Below are 17,309 nucleotides of genomic sequence, written 5' to 3' on the forward strand. Positions count from 1 at the left end.
CCTCGGTGGTGTGGGCTGCTGCATGGCGGTCGCCGCCATGATGAAGAGCGGCTCCGAAGAGTACTGAGCCCGCTGGGCTACTCGCCGCTGCCGGTCGTGATCGGCACCAACTGACGACTCAGGACGGTCGCGCGCTCGAAGGGGCCGCGGCCGTCCTTCGTGTACACGGGCTCCTCGAACGCGACGGTCCACGACAGCGGTTCGCCGACGCCGGGGTAGCCGACGATCTGGTTGCCACCGGGAGCCACGATCACACCGATCGGCTCGTCGGCCCACCGCTCGCCGCCCTCCGCGGAGTCGATGACCTGCACGAGCGCACCGATGCCGAGGCCGGGGGCGTCGTCGGGGCGGGGCTTGGGGGAGCGGCGTCCGAACACGCCCTCACCGTAGCGGCGAGTGGTCAAGGAACGTCTGTGCGGCGCCTGTCGACACGCTGACGAAGCACCCGCCGGGTGGCCACGACATCCCGTCGGCCGTGCTCCGATTGGTCGCAGGCCGTCGGCGGCGGCGCCGCCAGGCGACGCATCGTGACCAGTGCGCGAAGGTGAGCGGGGTGTTGCGACCGGCGGACGAGCGGCCGGGACGCCCGTGGCGGGCCCGCACCGCGCCTCCAGGCCGCCGTCGGCCGTTCCCACAGCGTGTGCCGGGTGGTCAGGACACCCCGCCGGAAGCGCGTCGAGTGGTCACCAACTGTCGACAGCGCCGCCGCCATCCGACAGTTCGTGACCTCTCGGCAAGCGTCAGGCGTCGGCGGGGACCCGGGCGATCTCGGTGATGGACGAGTGACCGGTCTTGGGGTGCTTGCGCATCGAGAGCAGCCGCTCCATCGAGGGCTCGAGCGCCGTGACCTTGTCGAGCGGCGCACTCACCACCAGCTGGAACCCGAGCCGCAGCCACGCGGTGACCGCACGACCGGCGAACTCCGAGTCCGCCTTGATGAACGCCTCGTCGAGGAACACCGGGGCGAACCGCGGCCGGGGCCGGGTCTCGTCGCCGAGCTGGTAGCGGAGCGCCGCACCGACGATGAACGCCACGAGCTCCTGCGTCTCACCACCGGACTTGTCACCGAGCGACGAGTACACACCGAGGTCGTTGCCCGACGTGTCGTAGCGGACCGCCGTGATCTCCATGTGCCGCCGGACGTCGAGCACGGCGTCGCGCTGCGTGGTGCGGCCACGGGCGGCGTCCGGGTCGGGGCGGATGACGGCCATGAAGCGCCGGAGCCGACGGAACCGGGTCTCGAGCACGTCGTCGGTCAGCTCGGCGTCGACCGAGGCGGACAGGGCGCGGAGCTCGCGGCGGAACGCGGTGACGTCCTCGCGGGTGACCCGCCGGATCTGGATCTTCAGACGGTCGCGGTTGGCGCCGAACGGCAGGTCCCGCAGGATCTCGTTGACCGGTTCGAGGCGCTCCTCGATCTCGACGACGGCCCGGTCGAAGGCCCCGGCGAGCGGCACGAGGTCCTCGCCGCTCCACTGCGACAGCCGCCGACGCCACTCGGTGCGGCGGGCGTGCAGGCCGGTCGCGACGATCTGGTCGAGGATGGCGTGGTAGTCCGGGTACGACGCGACGCCGGTGCCGAGGTTCGGGTCCGGCCAGGCGTCCTGGTAGCGCTGGAACGTGAGCGTCAACGACGTCGAGGCCGCTGCGGCACCGTCGAGTGCCTGCGACAGCCGCTCCTCGAGGCGTCGCCGGAGCCGTCGGGTCGCGTCGTCGAAACCGTCCACACCGTCCGGTGCCCCGACCTCGGCGAACGTCTCGGCGAGGAGTCGCGACTGCTCGTCGTCGGGCAACGACTCGGGGGTGTCGTCGAAACGCGACAGGATCTCGGCGGCGGCGTCCTGGCCGTCCACGAGCACGGCGTGCCGCTCCTCGAGGCGCTGCACGGAGAGCCGTGCGGCGGAGCGGCGGTCGGCGGTCTCGTCGAGCGACTTCCGCAGGCGGGCGACCGAGGCGCGCAGGGTCCGGAGGCCGTCGTCGGCGGCGAGGAGCGCCTGGCGTTCCTCGTCGAGGCGGGCGAGCGAGGTCTCGACGCCCTGGACGTCGATGGCGTCCCACGTCACGTCGACCACGTGCTGGTGCGCGGCGCGGAGGACGTCGAGCGCGGTGAGGTCCTGCGCGACGTCGGTGCGACGGGCCTCGAGCGTGGCGAGGTCCTGCGCGATCGACGCGAGCTCCTGCTCGACGGCGGCGACGCGGGCCTCGTTCGTGAAGCCGATGACGTTCGCCTGGCGGCGGTCACCGTGCGCACCACGTCGGCCGTCGCGGAGCTGCCCGGACTCGGTCACGCGTCGGCCACCACCACCGAGCTCCGAGGCGTCGGTGACGCAGCGGGCGTCGGTGCGGTCCGACTCGATCCGCTCCCGCACCCAGGTGCTGAACGGCGAGTGCTTGATCGCGAGCTTGCCGGAGACCATCGCGGGATCGCCGTCGAGGTCCAGGTGCGGTCCGGTCGGCACGCCCTCGAACTGCACGCGGACAGGCAGGCGGAGTGCGTCGATCGCCTCACTGAACGCACCGAGGCGGTCCTGGTCGACCAGCAGGGTGCGGGCGACGGGGGCCAGCACGGACTCGATCGCCGTGCGCCAGCGCTCCTCGCCGGGCTGCACGTCGAGCAGTTCGGCGACGAACGGCAGGTCGGCGGGGTCGATGCCGGCGGCCCGGGCCATCGCGAGCCGGGCCTCGTGCATCGGCAGGGGCATCGCGCCCTGACGGTGCTCGAGCGACTGCCGCTCCTGCCGCAGCGAGCGCTCCCGGTCGAGCAGCGGGTACTCCTCGCGCGTCAGGGCGTCGCGGCGGTCGTCCAACGACGAGCGCGAAGCAGCGTAGGAACCGAGGAACTCGTGCGAGCTGCGCTGCGCGGCAGTGAAGTCGGCCTCGGTCGCGACGGACGTGCCGAGCACCGCTGTGCGTTCGTCGAAGGTCGCCCGGGTCCGGACCACCGCGTCGCGCTCACGGGTGAGTCGCTCGATGCGGTCCTCGAGCTGGGCGAGCGCGTTGCCGCCCTGGTCGCGGAGCCGCGCCTCGGCGTCACGCAGCTCGATCTCCACTGCGGCGTGCCGGGCCTCGGCGGCGGCGACCTCGGCGCGGGAGGCGGTGCGCTCCCGGCCGTTGCGGTCCACCTCGGCGTCGAGCAGGTCCCGCTTCCGCGAGGCCGTCCAGTGCGCGAACGGGGAGACCTCGGCGCCGGTGGCGATGCCGTCCAGGGCCTCGGCCGCGGCCTTCGACCGTTCGATCTCGTCGTGCAGGTCGGTGATGGGGGAGAGGATGCGGACCTTGCGCTCCTCGGTGTCCATCGCCTCGTACGCCTCGTCGAGCGCGGAGAAGTGCGCGAGGGCGCGGTCGGCGGCCTCGTAGGTGCCCGGGGTCTCGAGCACGAGCGACTTGTACAGCGCGTCGACCGTCGGCAGGTGCTGCCCGGCCTGGATGCGTGCGAGCAGGCGCATCGCCCGGTTCCCGCCGCCGGAGTCGCCGATGCCGAGCCGGGTCTGCAGCGTGTACGCGAGCTCCTGGTAGGTGTCGCGGATCACGAGCCCGGGCACACGACCGGTCAGCTCGAGGTGGTGGAAGCGCGTCGGCACGAACTCCTCGAGCCGACGCAGGTCGAAGGTGTCGTCGACCGTCGCCATGGTCATCTGGATGTCGCCGACGCCACGCGCGCGCTTCGGCACGATGTACGCCCGCAGCACCGTGAAGCGCCGCTCGTCGTCGTTCCGGAACGTGACCGCGGCCGCGCCCCAGGTGGTCTGGTCGTCGCCGCGCAGGTTGACGTCGCGCAGGGCACCGGACTCGGGGTCACGGCGGGTGTCGACCTTGCCCCGCAGGTACGTGAGCAGGTTGCGCTGGTCGGCGCTGCGCGCGCGACCCGTCGTGGCGTCGTTCGAGGCGCCGTTGAACGGCACGTCGGACGGCATCATCACGGCCAGGTACGCGTCCATCAGCGTGGACTTGCCTGTGCCGGACGCGCCGGAGATGAGGGTCGCGGTGCCGGACAGCTCGACCTGCCGGTGGCCGTGGAACCCGCCCCAGTTCACGACCTGCATCGACTCTGCGCGCCACTGCGCGACCGTGTCGAACAGCGCGGGGATCTGGAAGGTGTCGGTCATGCTTCCGTCTCGCCGTCGTCGTCGGTGTCGGTCTCGGGTTCGCCGTCTGCCGGGAGGCCCGTGGCGGCTCCGTCGGTCGGCTCGCCGCCCTGATCGGTCGCGTCTTCGTGCGCGGTGGTGGTCCGCAGCCACGTGTCCAGTTCCAGCAGGCGCTCCAGGGGGAGCAGCACCTCGACGACGCTCGCCACCCGGAAGCGGTCCGGGTCCGAGGTGCGGATGAGGATGCGCGCCGTGACGAGGCGCTCGACGGCCTTCGCCACCCGGCCCTCGTCGCGCGTGCGGTCGGTCGCGGTCGCCGGTCGGAACCCGGCGACGTGCCCGAGGATCTCCGCGCGGTCGACGACGACCTGGTCCGGACCCGGTCGGGCGTCGGCGCGCAGGCGCATCCGCAGGTAGACCAGGACGATCGTCTCCTCGCGGGTGTACGGCAGATCGCGCAGCAACGTGGGGAACGTGCGGCGCTGGCTCTCCGAACGGGCCTGGCGCTTCCACGCGACCTCGCGGTCACGGTCGACGTGCAGCTCGAGGAACAGGTCGTTCAGTCGCGACCGCAACTGGAACTCGGCGTCGAGCACCCCACGCCACTCGTCGGGGTGGGTGCGGGAGCTGACGTACGAGTGCCGGAGCAGCGCCACCAGCGCGCGGCGCTGGTGCTCGTCGAGCCGGCCCTCGTCGCCCTCGAAGAGGGCGAAGCTGGACTCGTCGCGTTCGTCGTCCTGCACGACCGTTGCGGGGTCGTCGTACGGGACGGTCTCGTCGACCGGTGCCGGCGTCGTGTCGCTCACCGTGCCTCCTGTGCGTTGTCGTCGTGGGGATCGCCGACCGGCGCGTGCTCGGCAGCGAGCGCAGCGGTGGGCATGTGGAAGGTGACCGGGCTGCCGTCCGGGCGCACCGTGCGGTGCTCGGCGACGTGCGCGGCGGACTCGAAGTCGTCGCGTCCGGTGAGCAGGTGGGCGAGGCCGAAGAGCTCCACCGGTCGACGTTGCTCTGGCGGTAGCCCGTGGAAGGCGTCGACGCTCGAGTCGGCCTCGGCGAACCGGAGCGCGGCACGCAGCTCGGTCAGGAGCGGGCCGCCGTGCTTGCGGAGCATCTCGACGTCGAGGTCCTCGAAGACGTCGTCGTCGGGTTCCTCGATGGGTGGCGGCACCGACTCGGCGTCCGGGTCGTAGAAGCGCTCGCGCAGGGTGCCGACCTCGGCCGACGCCGGCAGCAGGGGGAGCGGGATGCGGTCGCGCGCACCGCCCTGGTCCATCAGCGTCGCCAGGCCGCGGTTGATCGAGCGGATCACGGCGTCGAGCTCACGGTCGCGGACCACGTCGTGGGCGACGATCTGGTCGCGCAGGGTCGCGGTGAGCTGACGCCGCTGGGCGAGGACGTCCTCGATGCCCTGGCGGAGGATCGTCACGGTGTTGCGGAACGCGCGACGCTCACCGGCTCCGAGGCCGTCGGCGAACGAGTGGGACAGGATCGTCGCGATGTCGTCGCGCAGGCGGAGCAGCAGGGCGTCGTCGCGCAGCAGCTCGAAGGCGCCCTCGAACGCGCGGCCCTCGGGCGTCGCCTGCATCAGGTTGTCGGTGCGCGCGAGGTAGTCGTCGAGGATCTCGCCGATCGGGCGGACCTCTTGTCGGAAGTCCTCGACGATCGAGCGGTGCATCGTCGCGACGGCCTCTTCGACGCGCTTGAAGTCGCTCGGCAGCTGCCGGATCAGGTCGGAGATGTTCGTGTACCCGTCGCGCATCCGGTCGTCCTCGACGGTGACGACGTCGTCGCCGTGCTCCAGGCGCTCACGCTCGGCCCGCAGTTCGGCGATCTGGGCGTCGATGCGGCGGATCTGCACGTCGGGGTCCGGTTCGGCGCGGGCGGCCCAGCGGTGCACGGCGTCGACGATCATCGCCAGCCGGCTCTCGCTGATCAGGGCGCGGTCGGCCGACAGGGCGTCGACGAGGCTCAGGGCCTCGAGCGCGTGACTGGTCAGCGAGTACTGCTCGTCGCCGTCGGGGGAGTTGGAGCGGACCAGCCACTGTGCCGCCACCCACTCACGGCAGAGGGCGCGGCCGTTCGGTCGGGGGTCCTGCTCGCTCTGCTCGTGCTGTTCGCTCGCGGGTACGCGTGCACCCGAGGCCTGCAGGCGGGCGACGTGCTCCTCGACCTGCAGGTGCATGCGGTCGGCGGGGACGTACTGGACGTCGCGGTCGAACACCGTGCGGAACACGGCGAGGACCGTCGCGCTCGTCGGGCGAGACATGAGGCGCAGGGTCGGACGGTCGAGGACCGCTCGGACCCGGGCGAACTCGAGGTCGACGTCGGTCATGCGCCCCTTCGTCCGATCGTGCTGATGGTGTGGCCCGCATGATGCGGCCCGGTGAGATGACAAGAGCCCGACGCTGCTGCGTCGGGCTCTGTCTCAAGGGTGGGCGATACCAGACTCGAACTGATGACCTCTTCGGTGTGAACGAAGCGCGCTACCAACTGCGCCAATCGCCCCCTGCACTGTTCGTGCGAGTCGATAGTAGCCGAAGTCCGGCGGTGCATCGAACACGGCGCGCGCCCCGGGTGTGGCGCGCGGTCTGCGAGGGGTACTGAACCGGCCGGATCCGCATGAACTCGGGGGACACGCCCGGTGAACGGGATGGATTTTGGTGGATGACCCTGGGTTCGTATAGAGTTTACGTCGTCGCCGCGACAGCGGAAATACAAGTGCGGATGTGGCGCAGTGGTAGCGCATCACCTTGCCAAGGTGAGGGTCGCGAGTTCGAATCTCGTCATCCGCTCGAGTGTGGGGCTTCTCGAAGTCCCACGACTCACCAGAGGGTATCCCACCGTTCGGGTACTCACGGAGACGTGAACCTCGATGGTGGGGTGGCCGAGAGGCTAGGCAGCGGCCTGCAAAGCCGTCCACGCGGGTTCGAATCCCGTCCCCACCTCCAGCAACACCCTCCAGATCCTGTACGAACCCCGGTTCAGACAGGGAATCTGGGCGATTGGCGCAGCGGTAGCGCGCTTCCCTGACACGGAAGAGGTCACTGGTTCGATCCCAGTATCGCCCACCACGAGAAAGCCCCCGGCAGGACCACCAGGTCCCGCCGGGGGCTTTCGTCGTTCCGGACGACCGCCGCGCTCGGCTGGCACGATGGCGATATGGATTCGATGCGTAGGTGGCCGCTGTGGGCCGTGATGATCGTCCTCGCGGTCGCGTTCGGCGGGTTCTGGTATCTGTCGACGTTCGTCACCATGCCCGCCGACGTGCCCGTCTGGATCCGAGGCACAGCGAGTGCCGTGACCGGCGCCGCGTTCGGCGTGATCTTCGGGCTCTGGATCGGTCGGCAGCGCCGGAGCGTCGGCCCGGCAGCGCGTGATCGTGCACTCGGTCGAGCGGTGAGGCGCGGCGAACTGCCCGCTGATGCCGACCCGGCGCAGTGGCGCCAGGCGCTCGAGCACTACCAGCAGCAGTACCGCCGACAGCGGTGGTTCGGACCCGTCGTGTTCGTGCTGGCGATGGTCCTCGAGGTGTCCCTCGCCGTCACCGGGCGGCCGGTCTTCTGGTTCGCGGCGGCGATGTTCCTCGTGTTCCTGGTCGTCACCCTCCTGCAGACGCCGAGGGTGCTACGGAACACCGCCGCGATGCTCGTCGAGCTCGACCGGCGGAACGCGACCGACACGCACTGAGCGACCGGACGCGGTGATGGTGACCAGCGCGGGAGGCGCGGTACGGGGCGGACGCACGCCGCGCCTCCCGGCCGGGTCGTGTACGCAGGGCGGTACCTCGTCGACGCGGTGCACCGCGCCGACCCCGCTCAGGAAGGCGCCCGCTCCATGACCTCACCCTTCGACCTCACCGGCAGGACCGCCCTCGTCACCGGCGGCAACCAGGGACTCGGCCGGGCGTTCGCGTTCGGCCTGGCCGAGGCCGGCGCCCGCGTCGCGATCGTCGGGCGCTCCGCGGAGCGCAACGCCCTGGTCGCCGCCGAGGCCGCGGATGCCGGCCACGACTTCGTCACCATCACGGCGGACATCACCGACGGCGAGCAGGTGGCGCGCATGACCGAGGAGGCGATGGCGGCCCTCGGCCGCCTCGACGTGCTCGTCAACAACGCTGGCACGTGCCACCACCGGGACGCCTTCGACGTCCCCGACAGCGAGTGGGACGACGTGTTCGACCTCAACGTCCGCGCACTGTGGAAGACGTCGACGGCGGTCGGCGCGCACATGCGCGATGCCGGTTCGGGGTCGATCGTGAACATCGGCAGCATGTCTGGTCTCATCGTGAACCGGCCGCAGTGGCAGCCGGCGTACAACGCGTCGAAGGCCGCCGTGCACCACCTGACGAAGTCGCTCGCGGTCGAGTGGGCGAAGTACGGGATCCGCGTGAACGCCGTCGCCCCCGGGTACGTGAAGACCGAGATGGCGCCGGTGGACTCCCCGGAGTTCCGGCGGTACTGGATCGAGGACGCGCCGCAGCAGCGCTTCGCCCTGCCCGAGGAGATCGCGCCGAGCGTCGTCTTCCTGGCGAGCGACGCGGCGTCGTTCATCACCGGATCCGTGCTCGCGGCGGACGGCGGCTACAGCGCTGTCTGAGCCGGTTCGGCCACCGGCGTGCCCGCGCGGGTCGTCGCGCGGGCCATGCCGACGGCGACGAGCACGGCGGCGACGACCGTCAGGACGACGCCCGCGACGGTGATCCCGTCCTCGAACGTGGCCAGCCGGTCCGCCGTCCACGACGTCGACGCGATGCTGCCCGGCACGAGCAGCGCCAGCACCGTCCCGGTCGCCGCGATGCCCACGGCGGTCGCGAGCTCGCTCGAGGTGTCGACGAGCGCTGCACCGACCGACGTGCGGTTCGACGGCAGGCCCTGGAGCACGTTGTTGCCCGCGACGACCCCGACGACCCGCATCCCCGCGGCGACGAGGACGAGTGCCGCGGCGACCCAGCCGTACCCGGCTCGGCCGCCGACCGTGAAGAGCGCGAGTCCTGCGACGACGGCACCGGCGCTCAGCCAGGCCGCGCGGCCGAGGCCCACCCGCTGCACGAACGGGCCGACGAATCGCCCGGACGCCAGGAGCACCACCACCTGCGGCAGCGTCCCGATCGCGGCCAGCGCCGGCGACCACCCCCAGGCGAACTGCAGCTGCAGCGTCACCATGTACGACAGGCCGGAGACGGCCAGTCCGGAGGCCGCCTTGTACGCGAGACCGCTCGCGACGAGCGGACGGGCGAGCAGGCGCAGGTCGAGCAGCGGCTGTGCCGCGGTGCGCTCCCGCTGCACGAAGGCCGCCACCGCAGCGACCGTCACGACGACGCCGGTCCACCCCGGCCAGGAGGCGCTGCCCGCCTCCGCGAAGAGGGTGGGCGTCCCGAGTGCACCGACCAGGGCCGTGCTCCCGAACAGCGCGCCGGTCACGTCGATCCGGTCGGGGTGCAGGTCCTCCGGTCGGTCAGCGGGCACGCCGGCTCGGATGCCGATGAACGCGAGCGCCGCGATCGGGACGTTCACCAGGAGCAGGGCCTGCCACGGCGCCACCGCGAGGGCGAAGCCGCCCGCCGTCGGACCGACCGCGAGCCCGACCAGGCCCGCGGTGGAGATGACCGTCAGCGCCCGGACCCGCAGGGCGTCGGTGTCGAAGAGCCGGAAGGCCAGGGCCATCGACCCGGGCGTCGTCATGGCCGCCGCGAGCCCCATGAGCGCGCGGACCGCGATGAGTTCGCCGGTCGTGGTGACGAGCGTGGTCGCCAGCGCGGAGAGCGCGAGCAGGACCAGGCCGACGAGCATCACCCGGCGTCGGCCGAACCGGTCGGCGACCGCGCCGAACAGGAGCATGAGGGCGCCGAAGACGACCGAGTAGGCGCCGGTGACCCACTGCAGTCCGGTCGTCGACGCGTGGAGTTCACGGCCGATGGTGGGCAGGGCGACGTTCAGCACCGAGTTGTCGAGCATCTCGAACAGGAAGACGGCGGACAGGCCAGCGAGGGCGATCCCGGCGTCGCGCAGCCGGGCGGGGGAACGGGTGGACACGTGCACTCCTTCGATGAAGAAGTGGCGACTCGTCCGAGACCGCGTGTGGGTGCCTGGCCGCCGGAGCGACGAGGCGTTTTGCCCTCTGGCAGGAGAGTACGTCCGGTGGGGCGTCTGCTGCAAGTGGGCCGTCCGCTGCAAGTGGGCCGGAACGCGCGTCGGTGTCGTGCGAGCCGCCCCCGGCGCGAGCAGGCTGTCACGAGTGCGCTGCGCTGCGCCCTCGGCGTCGGCACGTCCCCGAAGGAGATCAGATGACCACCACCCCTCGCCTGCCCGGCGGAACCTGGAGCCTCGGCGACATGCCCGTCACACGCTTCGGCTACGGCGCGATGCAGCTCACCGGTCCCCGGGTCGTCGGGCCGCCGAAGGACCACGACGAGGCCGTCGCCGTGCTCCGGGACGCCGTCGCGGGCGGCATCACGCACATCGACACCGCCGAGACGTACGGTCCCCGCGTCGTCAACGAGCTGCTGCACGAGGCGCTGCACCCGTACGCCGACGACCTCGTCATCGCGACGAAGGTCGGCGCGCGACGCGACGCCCGCGGCGGGTGGCCGACTGCACGGGAACCCGACCAGCTGCGTACACAGGTCGACGACAACCTCGAGACGCTCGGCGTCGACGTGCTGGACCTCGTCAACCTGCGGCTGGGCGACGCGAACGGTCCGGTCGCGGGGCCGATCGCCCGAGCCTTCGAGACGCTGGTCGACCTGCAGCGACAGGGGGTCATCCGGCACCTCGGGGTGAGCAACGCGACGACGGACCAGGTGGCGGAAGCGCAGGGGATCGCACTGATCGTGTCGGTCCAGAACCTGTACAACCTGGCCAACCGGCAGGACGACCCGCTCATCGACCGGCTCGCGGCCGAGGGCATCGCCTACGTGCCGTTCTTCCCGCTCGGTGGCTTCTCTCCGCTGCAGTCCGAGGTGCTCTCGACCGTGGCGACACGGCTCGGGTCGACGCCGATGTCCGTCGCCCTGGCATGGCTGCTGCGCCGGTCCCCGAACATCCTGCTGATCCCGGGCACGTCGTCGCGGGCGCACCTGCGCGAGAACATCGAGGGTGCCGCCGTCGTGCTGAGCGACGACGACCTGCTCGACCTCGAGGGCATCGGCGGCTGAGCCCGGCCTCGGACCCTGCCGTGTCCGTTACGGTGCTCGTGGGGCGGCACCGGCGCTGCTCGAGAGGCAGGACCGATGACGGACCACGCGGCCACCGCGGCGCAGGAGTTCCTCCGCACGTACGACGAACGGCTCCGTTCCCTGGTCGACCAGGTGGTGCCGGCGGACGAGTACCCGTCGGCGTCCGAGGCCGGCGCGCTCGATTTCCTGGCCGGGGTGTTGGTCGACCGGCCGGACTGGCTGGACCGGCTCCGAGCCGTCGTCGCGCACGCGGACGACCACGAAGGCGTCGACGAGGCCCAGGACGAGGACGATCCCGACTGGACCTGGTTCGCCGAGCTCGTGGCCGCGGGCTACTACGCCGACGCGGGGAACGGCGGGAACGCGGGGGAGCGCTCATGGGACATGGTGGGGTGGCAGCCCGGTCCGCCGGACGGCTGGAGCGTACCGGTACCGGTACCGACCGCAGCGCCCTCGGTCCTGCACCCGTCGCAGCTGGCCGACCGGTACGACGCGGTCGTCGTCGGGTCGGGCGCCGGCGGGGGCGTCGCGGCGTGCGGGCTCGCCGAGTCCGGTCGGCGCGTGCTCGTGGTCGAGGCCGGTGGGTGGCCCGGCACCGCGGAACTCAGCCGTGACCACATCCGGAACCCGCGGTCGAGCTGGGGCGTGGCACCGCGTTCGGGGCCGTCCGACGTCGGCAACCCCCGGACGGTGGCGGACGGTCGGGAGCTCCTGGTGCTCCGTCCCTCGTCGCCGGGGTGGCACAACAACGCCGTCACGGCCGGGGGCGGCACGCGGGTCTACGGTGCCCAGGCCTGGCGGTTCGGGCCGCGGGACTTCGCGATGGCGTCGACGTACGGCGTGCCGGACGGCAGCGCCCTGGCCGACTGGCCGTTCGGGTACGACGAGCTCGAGCCCTGGTACGAGCGCGCCGAGTGGGAGATCGGGGTCAGCGGCGGTGACGTCGACGGTCCGTGGTCCGGGGAGCGCTCGCGCGCGCGACCGATGCCACCGCTGCCGTCCGGGGCAGCGCGGGACCGGCTCGCCGCCGCCGCGGACGCCCTGGGCATCTCGACGGTGCACGTCCCGCTCCTGATCAACTCGACGCCGTACCTGGGTCGCCGCGCGTGCGAACAGTGCGGCATGTGCGTCGGCTTCGCGTGCCCGGTCGACGCCAAGAACGGCAGCCAGAACACCATGCTGACCCGCGCGTTCGCCACCGGGAACGCGTCGATCGTGCTCGAGTCGCGGGTCGCCCGACTGCGCACGGACCATGCCGGCCGCGTGGTCGGCGTCACGATCGTCGGCACCGCGGACGGCCGCGACTGGCGGGCCGAGGTCGACGCCGCCGAGGTCGTCGTCGCGGCCGGAGCGGTGGAGTCGGCACGGCTCCTGCTGAACAGCCGGAGCGACCAGGAGCCCGACGGCATCGGCAACGGTGCGGACCAGGTCGGCCGGCACCTGCAGGGCCACGTCTACGGCGGCGCGATGGGGGTCTTCGACGACGTGGTGGACGACGGTCTCGGACCGGGGCCGTCGATCGCCACCACCGACTACCGGCACGGCGTGCCCGGGCAGATCGGTGGCGGGATCCTGGCGAACGAGTTCATCGCGACGCCGTCGAACACGTACCAGTACCTCGTCGGCACGGGGCTCGCGCCGCGATCCGGGCTCGACGGCAAGCACGCGATGCGGGACCTGGCGCGGCGCAGCATGCGGATAATGGGGCCGATCCAGGAGGTCACCACGGCCGACGCACGCGTCCGGGTCGACCCCGCGGTGACGGACCGGTACGGCATCCCGGTGGCGTCGTTCAGCGGTGGGGTCCACCCGGAGGACGTCCGTGCTCGCGACCACACCAGCGCCCGGAGCGGCGACTGGTTGCGCGCGGCCGGCGCCACGCGCGTGGCGGAGCTGCACGGTCCGGTCCGGGGCACGAGCGGTGGCCAGCACCAGGCCGGCACGCTCCGGATGGGGACGGATCCGGCGACGTCGGTCGTCGACCCGTTCGGCCGGGTGTGGGGACACGACAACCTGCGCGTGACCGACGGCTCGGTGCACGTCACGAACGGCGGGGTGAACCCGGTGCTCACCATCCTGGCGACCGCGATGCGGAGCGTCGACGCGATGGTCGCGCAGCACGGTTGACCACGTGCCCGGTCCGCCACCGATACGGTGGCGTCCGTGACCGACGACCCTGAAGCCGCCATCGCCCAGCACGTCCACGACGCGTGGGACGGTTCCCTGCGGCTCGTGCACATCACGATCTCGGACGAGGACGGCGACGCCTACCCCGGCCAGGACGTCGACCGGTGGGTGATCGACGTCCGGGTGCCCATCACCGACGACGAGGCCGAAGCGGTGTCGGTCGCCGAGGTCGCCGCGTACACGAGCCGTTCGCCCGAGTCGGTCGAGGCACTGGTGCTCGGGTACCAGGTCTCCGACGTCGACGGTGACTTCGCCGCGGCGATCGTCGTGCCGGACGCGACCGGCGAGACCTTCCTGTCGCTGCAGACGCACGCCGCCGAGATGCTCGGCAAGCCGGACCTGCTGGCGCTCGACCGCCTCACCGTGCGACCGGCGTACCGCGGGCTGCCCGGACTCGTCCCCGCCGTGGTCGACGCCGTGCGCCGTGGCCCCGCCGGTCGATCGGCGTCGTGGGTGCTCGCGGACCCCTCGGTCTGGAACGTGCCGTTCGAGGACCAGGACCGTGCGGCCGGCGAGTTCGTCCAGTGGGCGGACACCCCCGTGTTCGCGTCGATGAACGCCGACCACGAGGACCTCGAGCGGTTGGCCGCCGTGCCCCCGACCGGCGGCATCGTCATGGGGTCCCGCTCGGACGAGGTGCACCTCGGCGACGCGCTCGACGAAGCATTGGCACGTCCGGCGATCGCAGTCGCGTTCGCCCTGCCGCCGAAGCTCCCGGCGAGCATCTGGGCCGCGGCCCCCGAGGATGTCCACGGCGTGCACCCCGACGAGGCCACCGGGTCCATCACCGTCGAGACGCACGACGAGCAGCTCGAGGTCGTCGGATCGCCCGGCACGGCACCGCAGCTGGTCGGGACCTCGGCCTCGGCCGACGCCGCGACGCAGGACTGGCTCCGGGCGGTGCACCAGCGCTGGTGGCAGTACGAGCCCGGACTGCACGACCGGATCCACGAGGTCGTCGACGAGTACCTGACGTCGGGGGAGATCGAGTCCGTCACCGACGAACGCGCCCCGCACCTGCACGCGCCGGACCTGCCCGTGTTCCGCACCGAGTGGCCCGGGATCGGCGAGGTGCACCTGGAGCCCCTCGGCGAGGACACCGAACCCGTCGTGTACGACGCCGTGCTCGAGGTCGGCGATGCCCACGACCACATCGGGGTCGTCGTCGTGCACGAGTCCGGGCACGTCCGCGCGTCCCTCCACGACGAGTGGAACCCCGGGCTGGTCGACGTGGGCGGTGCGCTCACGCACCTGGTCAGCCTCGGTGCGGGGGAGTTCTTCGCGGACGCGCTGCACGACGAGCTGTCGGCCGGCGCCGAGCACGCGATCCTGACGGGCGACGTCCGGGGCCACTGACCCGGACGGGCACCCGGCCCACCGCCGAGCGCGGCTCAGACCGGGCGGTAGATCGCGATCGGGGGTGCCTGGTCGTCACCGTCGTCGTGCGCGTCACCGGTGGCGAGCCAGGTCCGCCCCTCGTGCTCGATCGTAGTCGGCAGGTCGCCGTGCACCAGGATGCGGATGGCGGGGGTGTCACCGTCGATCAGGTCGACGCCGTGGGCCTCGGTCCCGCCCGGGTTGTCGTGCACGTAGCTCATGCTCCGATCGAACTCCTCCGTGCCTGATGACCGTGCCTGATGACCGCGCCTGACGACCGCGCCGGGCCGCGCCGGGCCGCGCCTCGCGACACCGGACACGCCCGGATCTGCCGCAGAACACGTCCGTGGGCCCGGGATCGGGTACAGTCGACTCCGCACGGCCCACACGGCGTGCGAATGCGGATGTGGCGCAGTGGTAGCGCATCACCTTGCCAAGGTGAGGGTCGCGAGTTCGAATCTCGTCATCCGCTCGGACGGAACAGGACCCCCGGGGTTGCTCACAGAGCAGCACCGGGGGTTCTGTCGTTCCCGGGCGCCGTGAGCGGGCGCATCCGGGGGCGCAGGCTTCGGGTACCCGCGCCCGCCGGACGCAGAGGCCGCACTGCCCCGAGTGGAGACGCCGGGTGGGTGGCCCAGCGATGTCCCGAAGAGTCATCCGGAGCATCGTCTCGGTCGGATTGGACCCCAGTTCGGGGCATGCGGAAAACCGCAAGAACTCCGCACGAGATGCGGTCGGTGATTGCGCTAGCCGCGATCCTCGGGTAATGGGATCAGCGTGGCTCGGGTACCGGGGAGGCTGATCCAGCGCGCGGAGCCGGCCTCGACCACCGTGACGAGCACGGTGTCGCACGTCCGGCACCGGGCGACGGAGCCCATCGCCGAGCAGTACACGGCGGTGCGTGCGACCGATCCGCGGGACCCACACCCCGCACAACACAGCACCGTCACGGTCGGCTCCGGTCCGAGCACCTCGGACAGGACCCCCGCGAGCGCGTTGCCGTCGACGACGGTCATCAGCTGCCCCCGAACCGTTCGGCACGGACGTCGGTGGTGTCGTGTCCGAGGTCGGCGAGCCAGCGGAGCACCTGCTCGACGAAGGGCGTCGAGCCGCACACGTAGACGAGCGCCCCGGCGTCGGGTGGGAAGACCGCGGCGGCGAGCGCATCGCGGGTCAGCCGTCCCGCGGGGACGGCGGACCCGGGTGGAGCGGTCCGGCTGTACACGGTGGTCACCTCGAGCGGAGCGTCGGAGGCGACGGCCCGGTCGAGTTCGGCGCGGAAGAAGACGTCGTCGGGGGTCCGGACGGCGACGAGCAACCGGAACGGTGCGGGGTCCCCGGCCTCGGCGTGCGCGGTGACCATGGCGACGAGCGGCACGATCCCCGAGCCGCCGGCGATCAGCTGCACCGGACGGTCGGACGCGCCGGGGCGCCACACGAACCAGCCGCCGAGCGGCCCGTGCACCTCGAGCGCGTCGCCGACCTCGACCGCGTCGACCAGGAACGGGGACACCTCGCCACCCTCGACGCGGTCGACGGCGAGCACGACGTCGGGCCGGTCACCCGCCGAGGCGATCGAGTACGAGCGGGATGCCTGGTAGCCGTCCTCGGCCGTGAGCCGCAGGTCCAGGTGCTGGCCCGGGTCGTTCCCCGGCCACGTCGGGACGTCCAGGACGACCCGACGTGCGTTCGGGGTCTCGCGCTCCACCGAGGCGACCGTCGCGGGGTGCCAGGCCGGCCGCCTGCGGGGCGCGGGCCGACCGGCGGGCGCGATCCGGGCCTCCAGGTCGGTGGACACGTCGGTGTCGGGAACCGTCACCAGTACCGCTCTTCCTTCCACGGGTCGCCGTGCAGGTTGTAGCCCGCGTTCTCCCAGAAGCCCGGTTCGTCGTCCGCCTGCATGACGAACCCGCTCACCCACTTCGCGCTCTTCCAGAAGTACAGGTGCGGCACCAGCAGGCGCGCCGGACCGCCGTGTTCGGGCTCGAGCGGTTCGCCGTCGGCCTCGAACGCGATCCACGCCTTGCCGTCCAGCAGCTCGTCGAGCGGCACGTTCGTCGTGTACCCGCCGGTGCTGTGCACCATGCAGTAGTCGAGCGACGTCTCGACGTCCTCGAACAGGCGGTCGAGGGGGACACCGCGCCACGGCATGTCGAGCTTGGTCCAGTGGGTGACGCAGTGGATGTCGACGGTGACGTCCTCGACGCCGAGCGCGTGCACCTCGTCCCACGTCCAGGTGTGCAGACCGTTCTCGGCGCGGATCGAGAAGACCCACGACGCCGGATCGACGTCGGGCGTGGCACCGGCCGACAGGACGGGCCAGTCGCGCACCAGGGTCTGGCCGGGCGGGATGCGGGTGTCGTCGCGGTCGGCTCGACGGCCACCGAACCCCCTGGTGAACGTCGCCATGATCCTCCTCGGACGGGATGGTCCGATCATGCTCCGTGCCGGCGGCGCCCGTGTAACGAGTTCGTAAACACTCCGGA

Annotated in this window: 14 protein-coding genes and 5 tRNA genes; 9 read left to right on the forward strand and 10 right to left on the reverse strand. The window is 72.1% G+C overall.

The annotated features are described in order from the left end of the window. Nucleotides 1-77 precede the first annotated feature (77 nt). From EDF47_RS01815 to EDF47_RS01835, 5 genes are all read right to left on the reverse strand, one after another. Nucleotides 78-404, reverse strand: a complete 327-nt coding sequence (locus EDF47_RS01815; protein WP_131880005.1) for a hypothetical protein — start codon at nucleotides 402-404, stop codon at nucleotides 78-80. Nucleotides 405-740: 336 nt separating this feature from the next. Beyond that, nucleotides 741-4,106: an SbcC/MukB-like Walker B domain-containing protein gene (locus EDF47_RS01820; RefSeq protein ID WP_131880007.1), complete on the reverse strand. Its 3,366-nt coding sequence runs from the start codon at nucleotides 4,104-4,106 to the stop codon at nucleotides 741-743. After that, nucleotides 4,103-4,891 (reverse strand): DUF4194 domain-containing protein, encoded by a 789-nt coding sequence (locus EDF47_RS01825; protein ID WP_133936634.1) that lies wholly within the window; start codon nucleotides 4,889-4,891, stop codon nucleotides 4,103-4,105. The genes EDF47_RS01820 and EDF47_RS01825 overlap by 4 nt, the downstream gene beginning before the upstream one ends. After that, complete coding sequence (locus EDF47_RS01830; RefSeq protein WP_123292769.1) at nucleotides 4,888-6,417, reverse strand: DUF3375 family protein; 1,530 nt, start codon at nucleotides 6,415-6,417, stop codon at nucleotides 4,888-4,890. Before EDF47_RS01830 ends, EDF47_RS01825 begins: the two co-directional genes overlap by 4 nt. A 100-nt stretch (nucleotides 6,418-6,517) precedes the next feature. Then, a tRNA-Val gene (locus EDF47_RS01835) sits at nucleotides 6,518-6,590 on the reverse strand. 215 nt (nucleotides 6,591-6,805) lie between these two features. Between EDF47_RS01835 and EDF47_RS01840 the strand changes: the two genes are divergently transcribed. The 5 genes from EDF47_RS01840 (at nucleotide 6,806) to EDF47_RS01860 (ending at nucleotide 8,681) form a co-directional block, all read left to right on the forward strand. Beyond that, a tRNA-Gly gene (locus tag EDF47_RS01840) sits at nucleotides 6,806-6,877 on the forward strand. Between the two features lie 82 nt (nucleotides 6,878-6,959). After that, nucleotides 6,960-7,033 (forward strand) — tRNA-Cys (locus EDF47_RS01845). Between the two features lie 48 nt (nucleotides 7,034-7,081). Beyond that, nucleotides 7,082-7,156 (forward strand) — tRNA-Val (locus EDF47_RS01850). Between the two features lie 88 nt (nucleotides 7,157-7,244). Beyond that, entirely contained in the window at nucleotides 7,245-7,772 is a 528-nt protein-coding gene (locus EDF47_RS01855; RefSeq protein ID WP_133936633.1) for a hypothetical protein, read from the forward strand. 147 nt (nucleotides 7,773-7,919) lie between these two features. Next, nucleotides 7,920-8,681, forward strand: a complete 762-nt coding sequence (locus EDF47_RS01860) for a glucose 1-dehydrogenase (protein ID WP_133936632.1) — start codon at nucleotides 7,920-7,922, stop codon at nucleotides 8,679-8,681. On the opposite strand, the gene EDF47_RS01865 is transcribed toward EDF47_RS01860, so the two are convergent. Beyond that, the gene (locus tag EDF47_RS01865) at nucleotides 8,666-10,117 is read right to left on the reverse strand and encodes an MFS transporter (RefSeq protein ID WP_279586380.1); all 1,452 of its coding nucleotides are present in this window, start codon (nucleotides 10,115-10,117) and stop codon (nucleotides 8,666-8,668) included. The genes EDF47_RS01860 and EDF47_RS01865 overlap by 16 nt on opposite strands. A 251-nt stretch (nucleotides 10,118-10,368) precedes the next feature. Here EDF47_RS01865 and EDF47_RS01870 point away from each other — a divergent pair, with 251 nt between their 5' ends. The 3 genes from EDF47_RS01870 to EDF47_RS01880 all read left to right on the forward strand — a co-directional run bounded on the left by EDF47_RS01870 (nucleotide 10,369) and on the right by EDF47_RS01880 (nucleotide 14,802). Then, nucleotides 10,369-11,238, forward strand: a complete 870-nt coding sequence (locus EDF47_RS01870; RefSeq protein WP_279586379.1) for an oxidoreductase — start codon at nucleotides 10,369-10,371, stop codon at nucleotides 11,236-11,238. Nucleotides 11,239-11,313: 75 nt separating this feature from the next. Continuing rightward, a complete protein-coding gene (locus tag EDF47_RS01875; RefSeq protein ID WP_133936631.1) occupies nucleotides 11,314-13,386 on the forward strand; it encodes a GMC oxidoreductase in 2,073 nt (690 codons plus the stop codon). Nucleotides 13,387-13,422: 36 nt separating this feature from the next. After that, the gene (locus EDF47_RS01880; RefSeq protein WP_132100385.1) at nucleotides 13,423-14,802 is read left to right on the forward strand and encodes a hypothetical protein; all 1,380 of its coding nucleotides are present in this window, start codon (nucleotides 13,423-13,425) and stop codon (nucleotides 14,800-14,802) included. A gap of 35 nt (nucleotides 14,803-14,837) precedes the next feature. Here the strand turns inward: EDF47_RS01880 and EDF47_RS01885 are convergent, their stop codons facing one another. Further along, nucleotides 14,838-15,044, reverse strand: a complete 207-nt coding sequence (locus EDF47_RS01885; RefSeq protein ID WP_111084081.1) for a hypothetical protein — start codon at nucleotides 15,042-15,044, stop codon at nucleotides 14,838-14,840. A gap of 179 nt (nucleotides 15,045-15,223) precedes the next feature. On the opposite strand from EDF47_RS01885, the gene EDF47_RS01890 reads away from it, so the two are divergent. Next, nucleotides 15,224-15,295: transfer RNA gene (locus EDF47_RS01890), tRNA-Gly, on the forward strand. Between the two features lie 274 nt (nucleotides 15,296-15,569). On the opposite strand, the gene EDF47_RS01895 is transcribed toward EDF47_RS01890, so the two are convergent. The 3 genes from EDF47_RS01895 to EDF47_RS01905 are packed head-to-tail and all read right to left on the reverse strand — an operon-like array spanning nucleotide 15,570 to nucleotide 17,232. Further along, nucleotides 15,570-15,839 (reverse strand): DUF6510 family protein, encoded by a 270-nt coding sequence (locus EDF47_RS01895; protein ID WP_133936630.1) that lies wholly within the window; start codon nucleotides 15,837-15,839, stop codon nucleotides 15,570-15,572. Then, the gene (locus tag EDF47_RS01900) at nucleotides 15,839-16,642 is read right to left on the reverse strand and encodes a ferredoxin reductase (RefSeq protein WP_133936629.1); all 804 of its coding nucleotides are present in this window, start codon (nucleotides 16,640-16,642) and stop codon (nucleotides 15,839-15,841) included. The genes EDF47_RS01895 and EDF47_RS01900 overlap by 1 nt, the downstream gene beginning before the upstream one ends. Beyond that, nucleotides 16,639-17,232: a molybdopterin-dependent oxidoreductase gene (locus tag EDF47_RS01905; protein ID WP_131846838.1), complete on the reverse strand. Its 594-nt coding sequence runs from the start codon at nucleotides 17,230-17,232 to the stop codon at nucleotides 16,639-16,641. Before EDF47_RS01905 ends, EDF47_RS01900 begins: the two co-directional genes overlap by 4 nt. Between the last annotated feature and the right edge of the window lie 77 nt (nucleotides 17,233-17,309).

The sequence above is a fragment of the Curtobacterium sp. PhB190 genome, assembly GCF_004365385.1.
Classification (GTDB): Bacteria; Actinomycetota; Actinomycetes; order Actinomycetales; family Microbacteriaceae; genus Curtobacterium.

Bases quoted from the DNA above. Each gene is read 5' to 3' on its own strand.
- EDF47_RS01860 (WP_133936632.1), top strand. From the start codon at position 7,920: ATGACCTCACCCTTCGACCTCACCGGCAGGACCGCCCTCGTCACCGGC.
- EDF47_RS01875 (WP_133936631.1), top strand. From the start codon at position 11,314: ATGACGGACCACGCGGCCACCGCGGCGCAGGAGTTCCTCCGCACGTAC.
- EDF47_RS01885 (WP_111084081.1), bottom strand. From the start codon at position 15,044: ATGAGCTACGTGCACGACAACCCGGGCGGGACCGAGGCCCACGGCGTC.
- EDF47_RS01870 (WP_279586379.1), top strand. From the start codon at position 10,369: ATGACCACCACCCCTCGCCTGCCCGGCGGAACCTGGAGCCTCGGCGAC.
- EDF47_RS01905 (WP_131846838.1), bottom strand. From the start codon at position 17,232: ATGGCGACGTTCACCAGGGGGTTCGGTGGCCGTCGAGCCGACCGCGAC.
- EDF47_RS01820 (WP_131880007.1), bottom strand. From the start codon at position 4,106: ATGACCGACACCTTCCAGATCCCCGCGCTGTTCGACACGGTCGCGCAG.
- EDF47_RS01830 (WP_123292769.1), bottom strand. From the start codon at position 6,417: ATGACCGACGTCGACCTCGAGTTCGCCCGGGTCCGAGCGGTCCTCGAC.
- EDF47_RS01855 (WP_133936633.1), top strand. From the start codon at position 7,245: ATGGATTCGATGCGTAGGTGGCCGCTGTGGGCCGTGATGATCGTCCTC.
- EDF47_RS01895 (WP_133936630.1), bottom strand. From the start codon at position 15,839: ATGACCGTCGTCGACGGCAACGCGCTCGCGGGGGTCCTGTCCGAGGTG.